Genomic DNA, 12,212 nt, shown 5'->3' with positions numbered 1-12,212 from the left:
AGATCGACGACGCGCCCGCCGATCACCACCTGCTGCAGGCGCAATCCGGCATCCAGTACCACCAGGTCGGCACGGGCGTCGGGCGCAATGCGACCGCGATCATCCAGGCCCAGGTAATCGGCGGGGAAGGTGGACACGCGATGCGAGGCATCGGCCAGTTCCAGTCCCACACGCACCAGGTTGCGCAGCGCCTGGTCCATGGTCAGTGCGCTGCCGGCCAGCGAACCGGTGGCCAGGCGCACGCAGCCGCCGCACTTGTGCACGCGCTGTTCGCCCAGGGCGTACTCGCCATCGGGCATGCCGGTGGCGGCGGTGGCGTCGGTCACCGCGTACAAGCGCGGGATCGCGCGCGCGGCCAGGCGGATCACGCCGGGATGGATGTGCTGCAGGTCGGGAATGATCTCGGCGTACTGCGCATGTGCCAGCGCCGCCGCGGCGATGCCAGGCCGGTAGTGGTCGACGCCGGTCATGCCGTTGAACAGATGGGTGAAGCCGGAAGCCCCGGCCTGCAGCGCAGCAACACCTTCTTCGTAAGTGCCAGCGCTGTGGCCAAGCTGCACACGGATGCCCATTGCCGAAAGCGCGGGAATCAGCGCGGTGTGCTCGCCGATTTCCGGCGCCAGTGTCATCACCCGGATCGGTGCAAGTGCATGCAGTTCCTGCACCAGCGCCAGCGTCGCCTCGATGGTGCGGTTGGGTTGCGCGCCCAGGCGCTGCGGGCTGATGAACGGCCCTTCCAGATGTACGCCGGCAATGCAGGCGGCGTCGGCATCGGGCGCTGCCATGGTCGCGGCCACGCCGTGCAGCGCGTGCTCGATCTCATCCAGGCCGGCGGTCATGGTGGTCGCCAGCAGTGTGGTGGTACCGAAGCGCAGGTGGGTGCGGGCGATGGTGCGGGCCACGTCGCCGCCCTGCATCAGGTCGACGCCGGCCGCACCATGCACGTGCAGGTCGATGAAGCCGGGCAGGATCACCGGCAGCTGCAGGTCGTCAGCGCCGCTGTGGTCGTCCACCTGCAGCTGGCGGATGTGCGAATCGAAGTGGACGTGGCCACGCCGCCAACCCAGCGGCGTGAGGATGCGGCCATGCAGGGTGCGGGTGTCGGTCATGCAGTGGGCTCGGCGATGATCACCTCGATGCCCAGCCGCTGCAGCCCTTCACGGGTTGCGTCGTCGATGCCGGCGTCGGTGATGATGGCGTGGATCTGATCGAGAAGTGCGATGCGGTGCAGGCTGACGCGGCCGAACTTGGAGGCGTCGGTCAGCACCACGATGCGGCGCGCGCGCTCGACCATGCGGTGGTTGAGGCGGGCTTCGGCTTCATCGTGGGTGGTCAGTCCGAACTGCAGGTCCAGGCCGTCCACGCCCAGGAACAGGGTGTCGAAGCTGTAGGAGTTGAGGCTGGCTTCGGCCTGGCTGCCCTGCAGCGACAACGACTGCTGGCGCAGCAGTCCACCGGTCAGCAGCACGTTGATGCCGGGCGCGTTGGCCAGTTCCCAGGCGATGTTCAACCCATTGGTCATCACCGTCACGTCGCGCTGGGTGCGCAAGTGACGGGCCAGGGTCATCGTGGTCGAGCCGGAGTCGATGATGATGTTGTCACCGGGCCGCACCAGGCGCGCGGCACACGCGCCGATCGATTCCTTCAGCGGCAGGTTCAGTGCGTCCTTTTCGTGGATGTCCTGTTCCTGCGGCGGCGTGCGTACCAGCGTGGCGCCACCGTGGGTACGGTTGGCCAGGCCTTGCGATTCGAAGTGGGTCAGGTCGGCACGGATGGTCACCGCCGACACGCCGAAGCGCTCGACCAGATCGGCCACCTGCACCGAGCCGTGCTCGATCAGCAGCTGCAGGATCTGTTGCCGGCGGGAGCGGGTGTTGCGCATGGCCATTCTCGGTGTCGCGGGGAAAGGTAGAGATTAGCCGTTCGCAGCAACGGCGGCAGCCGCGTCTGCGTGATGCGTGCGGGTTCCGGCCTGGTTGGCGCTGCACGCACGGGCGTACTCGCCCAGGCACAGGCCGACGCGATGCCGTGCCAGCGCGGTAGGCGTATTGGCCAGGGTGCCCTCGCGCACGGCGCGGTACTGCTCCGGCAGGTACTGGCTGAGCAGTACCAGCGGCGGCGCGTGCTGTTCCAGGTTGGTGAACAGGGTCTGCACCGCCTGCACCAGCGCGGGCTCGCCCCAGTAGTAGCGGCAGCGGTCGCTGAAGGAATAGCTGCGCAGCAGGCGCAGCGCTGCCTCATCGCCCTGGTAGTAGGACTGCCAGTACTTCGGCTGCGCCACCATCACTTCATCCAGCACCTGCGGCAGGCGCGAGCACTGTGCGGCCGGCAGCAGTTCGGCCTCGATCGCGGCCAGCGCGAACAGCGCTTCGCGGTAGGCGAAGGTCGCCGCCGGGCCGACCTTGAGGATGGCGAAGTGGTCGCGCACCAAGGCGTGCAGGCCACTTTCGCGCTGGTAGTCGGTGGAATGCGCTTCGAACACGATGCGCGGCTGCTGTTCGAGGAAGTCGGCCAGCGTGCTGGCGGCGGCCGGGTCGTACTCGTGCACACTGCTGTGGTCGAAGTCCACGCCCGGTTGCACCACCATGGCGATCACGCGCTGCCACGCATCGCGCAGCTGCGGCGTATCGAACGCCTGCTGATGAATCGCCAGGGTCTGCGCCGCAGCAGCGGGCGTGGTCACCTGCAGGCCTTCGGCCAGCGAGGCTTCGCCACCGGGAATCGGTACTTCGGTACCGATCACGTAGACCGGCGGCGGCAGGCCATGATCGGCGGCGGTGCGTTCGGCGATCTCGGCCAGCTCGGCCGAGCGCGCGGCGACGATGGCGTCGGGCAGCGGCACCGGGTCATCGGCGCAGGACATGCTGCAATCCAAGTGGATCTTGTGGAAACCGGCGGCGACGTAGGCTTCGATCAGCACGCGCGCGTGGGTCATCGCTTCGGCAGCCGGGCGCTTCTGCCAGGCATTCGGGCCGAGGTGGTCGCCACCCAGGATCAGCCGCTCGCGCGGGAAACCTTCTTCATCGGCCAGCGTGCTGACGTAATCGCGGTACTGCGGCGGAGTCATCCCGGTGTAGCCGCCGAACTGGTCGACCTGGTTGGAGGTGGCCTCGATCAGCAGCACGGTGCCGTGCGCCAGCGCCACGTGCATGGCCGCACGCAGCACCTGCTCGTTGCTGCAGCAGACGCTGTACAGGCCGACGTTGGCACCGGCGCGGTGGGAGGCAAGCAGGGTCTGCAACGGGGACATGGTCAGGCTCCGGTCAATCAGGAAAACGAGGGTTGGCAGGCGAGCAGGGCGGCACCACGTGCGCCACCGGCATCGCCGAAGCGCGGCGGCACGATCGGCGGAACCTGCACGCCGTTGAACAGATGAGCGGCGATGGCTGCCGGCAGCTGCTGGTACAGCGGCGCGTACTGCGAGAGGCCACCGCCGAGCACGATCACGTGCGGGTCCAGCGCCAGCACCAGCGCGGCCAGGCTGTGGCCAAGCAGATCGCGGTGGATGTCCAGCGCCTTGCGCGCATGTACATCGCCGGCTTCGGCCAGGGCGATCACGGCGCTGGCGTCCGCGGCACTGCCACCGAGGTGGCGCTCGATCATTGCCAGCCCGCTGCCGGACACGTAGCGCTCCACGCAGCCCTGCAGGCCACAGGCGCAGTCGATCAGCGGCAGGCCATGTCGCTGCAGCAGGTGGCCGGGCACGCTCCAGTGGCCCCATTCGCCGGCCAGGCCGTTGAAGCCGGATAGCAGGCGGCCCTGCAGGCAGAAGCCGCCGCCGGCACCAGTGCCGAGAATGGCGCCGAACATGCTGGGGTAGCCGTCGGCGGCCCCGCCATGCGCTTCCGACAGGGCAAAGCACTGCAGGTCGTTGCCGAAGTGCAGCGGGCTTTGCAGGCGTGCCTGCAGATCCTGCGCCACGCATTGGCCGGTCAGTGCCGGCACGTTCGCGCTGAGCTGGCGGCCGCTGCGGCGGTCGCGCACGCCGGGCAGGGCGATGCCGATGGCGGCATCACCGCGGCCCAGCGCCGCATCGGCCTCGGCCACCAGCGCCACCACCGCCTCCAGGAAGCCGTCGTAGTCACCCTGTGGGGTGGCCACGCGGCGGCGCCAGGTGACCTGCATCGCCGCATCGCACGCCACCAGCTCGATCTTGGTGCCGCCGATGTCGATGCCGTAGCAGGCGTGGGCGATCAGCTCAGCCATGGTGGATGGTGACGCCCTTGACGACGCGGTTGACGGTGCCGTCCGGGAACGGGTTGTCCGGGGTCAGGCCCAGCGCGGCCGAGCGCTGCAGCGCTAACAGCTGCGCGAAGCCCAGCCACACCGGTGCCAGCCACGGATCGTCCAGTGCCGGCACGGTGAGGGTGTATTCGTCGTCGGCGCCGATGTCCGAATGCGGGCCGATCGCCAGTACCTGGCCGGCCACGCCATCGCGGCGCAGTTCTTCCAGCAGGTCCTGTTCGTAGCGGCGCGCCAGCGGCTGCACGCTGCGCAGCACCACCACCAGGGTGTTGCCGTCCAGCGTCGACTTCGGGCCATGGCGGAAGCCCAGCGGTGTGTTGGCCAGCGCCAGCACGCGGCCGGCGGTCAGCTCCAGCACCTTCAGCGCGCACTCGCGCGCCAGCGCTTCCAGCGGGCCGCTGCCGAGGTAGATGATGCGGTTGAACGGGCGCTGCGCCAGCACCGCCACCGGTGCATCCCACTGCGCCTGGCCTTCGCGGGCCAGCGCGGCGATCTGCTTCAGGCGCGCCACGCGCGCATCCCACGGCGAACGATCGAACACGGTCAGTGCGGCCAGCAGCATGCAGGTCAGGCTGCTGGTCATGGCGAAGGCGCGATCGCAGCTGGCCGACGGCATCAGCAGCGTGCAGGTATCGGCACGGCCGGCACCACGACGGGCGAGTTCGCCATCGGCGTTGCAGGTGATGTCGAGGAAGCGTGCCTCATCCACATCGGCGCGCACGCGGTCCACCGCGGCCACGCTTTCCGGACTGGAACCACTGCGGCCAAACGAGACCAGCAGGGTGGGGCGGTCGCGCTGCAGGTACAGCGCCGGATGGGTCAGCAGGCTGGTGGTGTGCACCACGCGCACCTCGGCCGGCCACTGCGCGTTGATCGCATCGGCCACCATCTCGGCGATGAAGCCGGAGCTGCCGGCGCCGGTGAACAGCACGCGCTGGTTGGGATCGTTGAGGCTGCCGCCGAGGAAGGCCTGCAGGCGGTCGCGGGCACGCGACAGATCCTGGGCGAGGACTTCCCACAGCGCTGGCTGCTGGGCGATTTCGGTAGCGGTATCGGCTCCGCCAAGGCGCTGCCAGGCGGACACATCGGAAAGCAGGGTGACGTCCATTCGGAGGTTCCAGTTGGGCCAGCGCACCATCTGCGTTTTCTTTCGAAATGTCAAACATCGAAAGTAAAAAGAAAGAAAATGACGCGATGACTTTTCCCGCTGCCGGGCGCTCGGGAAAACGAAAGAACGGGGCGAATGCCGTATCGCACAATGCTTAACAGGCAGCTGCAATCGATTACACAAAGTATTGCGACGCAACAACTTTCGTTTCAACGGAATATATCTTCCTTTTTCCTTTCAATTTGTTGACATCTTTCGAATCGCTGCCCTAGAGTCGGCCCAACCGCTTTCGAAACGCCCGGTGAACGGGTTGGGAGTCCGTGTGGAAATCTGCGTTCGTCGCTCGCCGCTGATGCTGGCTCTGTTGCCGGCATTGATGTTGGCGTCCATGCCGGCCCAGGCCGAGCCGGTCGGCAACCTGCGTTCGGTTGCCGCCAGCGCCAGCCGCGACGGCGTGCAGGGCTGGGACCTGCAGACCGACAAGGGCGCGCGCCTCCGCATCGAACTGCCGGCCACCGACATCATCCGCGTGCAGGCAGGCCGCAACGGCACGCTGACCGGCGCCGGCGACAAGGCCGCGCCGATCGTACTGCCGCAGCCCAAGGCCAACGTGCAGGCGAAGCTGGAAGAAGACGCGCAGGAAATCCGCGTGCGGACCGAGTCCCTGGTGCTGCATGTACAGCGGCAGCCGCTGCGCATGCGCCTGGAACGGCTGGACAACGGCCAGCCCACCGCGCTGTGGCAGGAACTGCAGCCGCTGGACCTGGATGCCACGCAGAGCGTGCAGGTGCTGTCCTCGCAGGCCGATGAGGGCTACTTCGGTGGCGGCCAGCAGAACGGCCGCTACCAGTTCAAGGGCCGCGAGCTGGAGGTGTCCTATTCCGGCGGCTGGGAAGAGGGCGACCGCCCCAGCCCTGCACCGATGCTGCTGAGCAGCCGTGGCTGGGGCATGCTGCGCAATACCTGGAGCGATGGCAGCTACGATCTGCGCGAGGCCGACCAGTCCACGCTGCTGCATCGCGAAGACCGCTTCGATGCCTATTACTTCGTCGGCGCCGACCTGCCGAAACTGATCGAGCGCTACACCCAGCTGACTGGCCGCCCGAACATGGTCGCGCGCTGGGCGCTGTCCTACGGCGACGCCGATTGCTACAACGATGGCGACAACAGCAAGAAGCCCGGCACCGTGCCCGAAGGCTGGAGCGACGGCCCGACCGGCACCACCCCCGATGTGATCGACAGCGTGGCCAAGCAGTACCGCGCCCACGACATGCCCGGTGGCTGGATCCTGCCCAACGACGGCTACGGCTGCGGTTACAAGCAGTTGCCGGAAACCGTGAAGGGGCTGGCCGGCTACGGTTTCCGCACCGGACTGTGGACCGAGAACGGCGTCGACAAGATCGCCTGGGAAGTGGGCAAGGCCGGCAGCCGCGTGCAGAAGCTGGACGTGGCCTGGACCGGCAAGGGCTACCAGTTCGCGATGGACGCCAACCGCCAGGCGTTCAACGGCATCCTCGACAATTCCGATTCGCGCCCGTTCCTGTGGACGGTGATGGGCTGGGCCGGCATCCAGCGCTATGCCGTGGCCTGGACCGGCGACCAGAGCAGCAGCTGGGACTACATCCGCTGGCACGTGCCGACCCTGGTCGGTTCCGGCCTGTCCGGCATGGCCTATGCCAGCGGCGACGTCGATGCGATCTTCGGCGGCAGCGCCGAGACCTTCACCCGCGACCTGCAGTGGAAGGCGTTCACGCCGGTACTGATGGGCATGAGCGGCTGGTCGTCGAACGCACGCAAGCATCCGTGGTGGTACGACGAGCCCTACCGCAGCATCAACCGCGATTACCTGAAGTTGAAGATGCGCCTGACCCCGTACATGTACGGCCTGGTGCACGAGGCCGCGCAGACCGGCGCACCACCGGTGCGTGGCCTGATGTGGGACAACCCGCGCGACCCGCACGCGCAGGATGAAACCTACAAGTACCAGTTCCTGCTTGGCCGCGATCTGCTGGTGGCGCCGGTGTACCGCAGCCAGGCGGCCAGCCGTGGCTGGCGCCGCGATATCCACCTGCCGGCCGGCGGCTGGATCGACTACTGGGACGGCCGCCGCGTGCAGGCCGGCGCCGACGGCCGCCAGCTCGACCGCCAGGTGGACCTGGCCACGCTGCCGGTGTTCGTGCGTGCCGGAGCGATCCTGCCGATGTACCCGTCGATGCTGTTCGACGGTGAGAAGCCGCTCGATGAAGTGACCTTCGACCTGTACCCGCAGGGCGAGTCGCACTACACGCTGTACGAAGACGATGGCAACACGCGCCGCTACCAGCAGGGCGAGTCGAGCACGCAGGTGATCCGCGTGCAGGCGCCAGCGCAGGGCAGTGGCCCGGTGCAGGTGCAGATCGATGCGGTGCAGGGCCAGTACAACGGCCAGCTGCCGCAGCGCCGCTACGGCCTGCGCGTGCTCAGCCGCCAGGCGCCGCGTGCGGTGCAGGCCGCTGGCCGCGCGCTGCCGGCGCTGGCTGATGCCGCTGCGTTCAACGCTGCTGCTGAAGGCTGGTACTTCGATGCCGCCGAACGACGCGGCACGCTGCATGTGCGCACCGCCAGCCAGGACATCCGCCAGCCCCTGCAACTGCAGCTGGACTTCGCGGTCGCCGCCGCCGCTGCCGACGACGCCTATCCGGCCGCGCCGGTGCTCGGCCGCGAACTGCCGGCCGACAGCCTGCTGGTGGTCAACCGCCCGGCCGAAGAGCCCGGCCACGCGCTGGAAAACGCCTTCGATGATGACCCGGGTACCTGGTTCCGCAGTGTGCGCAACCAGGCCGTGCGCACCGGTGCGCATGAATGGGTGATCGGGTTCGGCGAGCGCAGGATGATCGATGGCATCGACATCGCGCCGCGCAACGACAAGAACTGGAAGCACGGCCAGGTACGCGATTACGAGGTCTACCTGGGCGACAGCAACGGCGAGTGGGGCGAGCCGATCGCGCGTGGCCGCCTGCAGTTGAAGGAAGGCGTGCAGCGCATCGACTTCCCGGCCCATGCCGGCCGCCTGCTGCGCTTCCGCGTGTTGAGCGTGCAGAACCCGGAAGGCGACGGTGCCAGCAGCACCGATCCGATGGTCACCGCCGCTCAGGGCAGTGCCCGCGCCTTCGATGCGCTGCAGCCGCGCGACGTCGGCCCGATCGCACTGTCCACCTTCCACATCCTCGAACACCAGGAACCGGAGCGACCGGCCCGGCAGCGCTATCTCTCCGAGCTGCCGGTGCCGGCCGCGCTGGCCAGCCAGGTGCGCGCCGACCAGTCGTTCCGTGGCGATGCCGGCATGCGCATGAACGGCCTGCAGTTCCGCCGTGGCCTGGGCGTCGGCGCCAACAGCCGCATCGACCTGCGCCTGCAGGGCGGCTGGCACCTGCTGCGTGCCGACCTCGGCATCGACGACGCCTGCCGCAGCGCCGGTGGCCTGCAGTTCCAGGTCTGGGGTGACAACCGCCTGTTGTACGACAGCGGCCTGGTGAAGGCACCCGGCGTGGTCAAGCCGGAGCTGGACATCCGTGGCCTTTCCACCCTGAGCCTGCGCACGCTGGGTGCGCAGGGCAGTCAACCCGCCCAGGTCTGCGCCAACTGGGCCAATGCCGTACTGATCGGCCAGGAGGGCGACTCCGCCAGCATCGTCGCCCCATGACCCCCTCGTAACACCGCTCCTCCCCCGCCCATTCCGACTACGGCCCTCATGGCCGTGGCCCGGGAGCGTTTTGCCCGCCGAACGCCCACGCGCTCACTCAGTTGCGCCGCACCCCTGCCAGGAGAGAACCCCGATGTTGCCCGTCCGCCACCACCGCCCCCCCTGTCGCTCGATCGCTCCGCTGACGCTGGCCATCGCCGGCGCGCTGTTCTCGATTGCCGCTCCCGCCGTTGCCCAGGAGAGCAAGGACAACGCCACCGACCTGGCCCGCATCGAGGTCACCGGCTCCAACATCCGCCGCACCGACGTTGAAACCGCCTCGCCGGTGCAGGTGATCAGCAAGCAGGACATCCAGAACATGGGTGCGCGCACGCTGTTGCAGGTGCTCGACAACCTGCCTGCCGCACGTCCGGCGCAGCAGGATGCGCGTTCGTTGTTCACCGGTTCCGACGGTGCCTCGCAGGCCAACCTGCGCGGCCTCGGTGCCCAGGGAACGCTGGTGCTGCTGAATGGTCGTCGCCTGTCGTACTACGGTGCACCGGCCGGCTTCCAGACCCAGTTCGTCAACATCGACGCGATCCCGGCTGCGGCCATCGAACGCATGGAAGTGCTGACCGACGGCGCTTCGGCGGTGTACGGCACCGACGCGGTGGCCGGCGTGATCAACGTGATCACCAAGCGCAACTTCCAGGGCGCCGAGGTCAGCTTCACCAACGACACCTCCTCGCGCATCGACTCCTACGGCGAGCGCCAGGCCAGCATCACCGCCGGCTTCGGTGACCTGGCCGAGAACCGCTTCAACATCTACGGTGCGGTCAACATGTACCGCCGCGACGCGATTCCGCTGAGCGATTTCTACGACAAGCGGCCCGACCAGTACTACGTCAACAATCCGAACTATCTCAACAACCTGCGCCTGGGCGTGGGCAGCAAGCCGGGTGAATTCAATCCGGGCACTTACTTCGCCTTCGATCCGGTCACCGGCCGCCGCGTGCAGGAAGCCGCGCCGGGCTGCAAGAACGTGCTGACCAGTGAAGCGGCCGGTCCGCGTTGCGTCTGGGAAACCTGGATGAACAACGAGATCGATGCCGGCGCCAAGTCCGAGCGCAATACCGCCTACCTCAACGGCACTTTCCTGGTGGGTGACAGCACCGAGATCTTCGCCGAGGCGACCTACACCGACATCGACCTGCGCGCCAACGGCGGCACGCCGCGCACCTACGGCACCACCACCGGCAACCCGACCAGCTGGTTCTCGCGCAACACCGGCAACACCGTCAACCAGTTCCTGTACCCGTTCCTGGGCCCGAACAACGAGTACAACCACGCCAGCCCGCAGATGAAGGCAATGATGGGCGGCGTGGTCGGCCTGAACTACCTGCTGCAGGATGCCGGCCCGAACTACTTTGGCCAGCGCAATACCGACAAGAGCTACCGCGTGCTGGCCGGTGCGCGTGGCAACCGGGGTGACTGGAACTGGGAGACCGCCTTCGCCAGTGCCGGCACCCACTCCACCACGTACCAGACGATCAACGTCAACATCAAGGGCTTCGAGAAGGCGTTCGGCCCGTACTCGGTCGATCCGACCACCGGCCGCGTGATCATCTCCGACCACCCGGCATACAAGTTCGGTGAGATCAGCGAAGCCAACGCTGCATTGATCCGTGAAGCGTTCCCGACCTTCGACATCCAGTCGTGGACCCGTCTGCACACCTTGGACGGCAAGATCGAAGGTCCGCTGTTCCAGCTGCCGGCCGGTGAAATGCGCGCCGCGTTCGGCTTCAACGCCAGCCGCGAAACCTTCTACACCCCGGGCAACGCGGATGCAGCCAACGGCCTGATCTCCCAGCAGGGTGGTTCCTGGTTCGACGGCAAGCGCAACACCTACGCGCTGTTTGCCGAGACCGTGGCACCGATCACCGACAAGCTGGAACTGGATGCGGCGGTGCGCGTGGACAAGTACCCGAACTTCAGCGCCAACGTCGCGCCGAAGATCGGCTTCAAGTACCAGGCGTTCGACCAGCTGATGCTGCGCGGTACCTACTCGACCGGTTTCCGTGCACCGAGCCTGGCCGAATCCGGCAACGGCGGCGTGTTCGCGCAGCTGGGTGGCTACCGCGACGAGCTGCGCTGCAACGAGACCAACGCCATCGCCAACCTGCTGCTGCGCTCGCAGCGTCCGGGCGATGTCGACCTGGGCAAGAACCTGCTGAACGTGGATTGCAGCCGCACCGTGGCCCGCATGACCCAGCCGAACAAGAACCTGAAACCGGAGAAGGCCAAGATCGCCACCCTCGGCTTCGTCTATGAGCCGGCGACCTGGCTGTCGGTGTCGGCCGACTACTGGTTCATCTATCGCGACAATGAAATCGTCGCGCCGGACTACCGCCGCATGGAAGACATCATCTCCTCGTCGCGCTCGCCGATCACCGACAGTGACCGCGCCAACCTGGCGCAGCTGGCGGCGATGTGTGCCGACCCGGCCAGTGGCGTGAGCTGCCCGTCGGTGCTGCCGGGCTACTCCGCCGGCAACGTGGCCAGCGTGGTGGGCCAGTACAAGAACCGTGGCAAGACGCTGATCGACGGCTTCGACATCGATGCACGCAGCCGCTTCTCGCTGGGTGACTGGGGCAACCTGAACATCGGCCTGGCCGCCACCATCGCCAACCGCAACCGCTTCTACATGGATGAAGCCAACGGCTGGTACTACGGCGACGTGGTGGGCTACTACAACAACCCGCGCCTGCGTGCCACGCTCAATGCCGACTGGACCTACAAGCAGGTCACCACCAGCATGTTCGTCAACTATGTGGGTGGCACCAAGTGGGCCACCGACCAGATCGACGAAGAGAGCAACAACAAGGAAACCTGCACCGGCGGCTACCTGGCCCTGCAGAAGAGCAAGTGCGACGGCGCACCGTCGTGGTGGACCGCCAACATGAGCGTCACCTGGCGCCCGGATGATGCGTGGAACCTGAGCTTCACCGTCAAGAACCTGTTCAACCGCCTGCCGTTCTACGATCCGAACAGCTTCCTGGGTGACTCCAGTGACTACGCCACCATCTTCGGCCGTGGTTACAGTGTGACCATCGGCTACCGGTTCAAGTAATTCCGTTTGCGTGACCTGGCGTGCCGGCTGCGGCACCCTCATCGAGGAGCCGTCCGATTTCCAGATCG

The 12,212-nt window shown here is 67.3% G+C and carries 7 protein-coding genes; 2 read left to right on the top strand and 5 right to left on the bottom strand.

Annotated elements, in window-relative coordinates; all coding sequences use genetic code 11:
* The 5 genes from N5D45_RS22240 to N5D45_RS22220 form a co-directional block, all read right to left on the bottom strand.
* The coding region (locus N5D45_RS22240; protein WP_279939643.1) for an amidohydrolase family protein at window positions 1–1,109 on the bottom strand (1,109 nt) is incomplete at its 3' end.
* Window positions 1,106–1,882, bottom strand: coding sequence for a DeoR family transcriptional regulator (locus N5D45_RS22235; RefSeq protein WP_010482152.1), 777 nt, complete (start codon window positions 1,880–1,882; stop codon window positions 1,106–1,108). The genes N5D45_RS22240 and N5D45_RS22235, both read right to left, overlap by 4 nt.
* A 33-nt stretch (window positions 1,883–1,915) precedes the next feature.
* Window positions 1,916–3,250 carry a D-tagatose-bisphosphate aldolase, class II, non-catalytic subunit gene (locus N5D45_RS22230; protein ID WP_279939642.1) on the bottom strand — a complete coding sequence of 445 codons (1,335 nt, stop codon included), beginning with the start codon at window positions 3,248–3,250 and terminating at the stop codon, window positions 1,916–1,918.
* 17 nt (window positions 3,251–3,267) lie between these two features.
* Window positions 3,268–4,206: an ROK family protein gene (locus N5D45_RS22225; RefSeq protein WP_279939641.1), complete on the bottom strand. Its 939-nt coding sequence runs from the start codon at window positions 4,204–4,206 to the stop codon at window positions 3,268–3,270.
* On the bottom strand, window positions 4,199–5,353 hold the full coding sequence (locus N5D45_RS22220; RefSeq protein WP_197656700.1) for an SIS domain-containing protein: 1,155 nt from the start codon (window positions 5,351–5,353) through the stop codon (window positions 4,199–4,201). The genes N5D45_RS22225 and N5D45_RS22220 overlap by 8 nt, the downstream gene beginning before the upstream one ends.
* A gap of 322 nt (window positions 5,354–5,675) precedes the next feature.
* On the opposite strand from N5D45_RS22220, the gene N5D45_RS22215 reads away from it, so the two are divergent.
* Window positions 5,676–9,035: a TIM-barrel domain-containing protein gene (locus N5D45_RS22215; RefSeq protein ID WP_197656699.1), complete on the top strand. Its 3,360-nt coding sequence runs from the start codon at window positions 5,676–5,678 to the stop codon at window positions 9,033–9,035.
* A 133-nt stretch (window positions 9,036–9,168) separates the two neighbouring features.
* The gene (locus N5D45_RS22210; RefSeq protein WP_197656698.1) at window positions 9,169–12,144 is read left to right on the top strand and encodes a TonB-dependent receptor; all 2,976 of its coding nucleotides are present in this window, start codon (window positions 9,169–9,171) and stop codon (window positions 12,142–12,144) included.
* The last annotated feature ends 68 nt before the right edge of the window (window positions 12,145–12,212 follow it).

Origin of the sequence: Stenotrophomonas sp. GD03819, from assembly GCF_029841665.1 — a bacterium.
GTDB lineage: Bacteria > Pseudomonadota > Gammaproteobacteria > Xanthomonadales > Xanthomonadaceae > Stenotrophomonas > Stenotrophomonas geniculata.
The sequence above is the reverse complement of the archived record's forward strand: the minus strand, read 5'-3'. Positions and strand labels throughout refer to the sequence as shown.

What these genes read in the sequence shown, in the direction of transcription:
- N5D45_RS22210 (WP_197656698.1), top strand. Translation starts at nt 9,169, where the DNA reads ATGTTGCCCGTCCGCCACCACCGCCCCCCCTGTCGCTCGATCGCTCCG.
- N5D45_RS22235 (WP_010482152.1), bottom strand. Translation starts at nt 1,882, where the DNA reads ATGCGCAACACCCGCTCCCGCCGGCAACAGATCCTGCAGCTGCTGATC.
- N5D45_RS22230 (WP_279939642.1), bottom strand. Translation starts at nt 3,250, where the DNA reads ATGTCCCCGTTGCAGACCCTGCTTGCCTCCCACCGCGCCGGTGCCAAC.
- N5D45_RS22220 (WP_197656700.1), bottom strand. Translation starts at nt 5,353, where the DNA reads ATGGACGTCACCCTGCTTTCCGATGTGTCCGCCTGGCAGCGCCTTGGC.
- N5D45_RS22225 (WP_279939641.1), bottom strand. Translation starts at nt 4,206, where the DNA reads ATGGCTGAGCTGATCGCCCACGCCTGCTACGGCATCGACATCGGCGGC.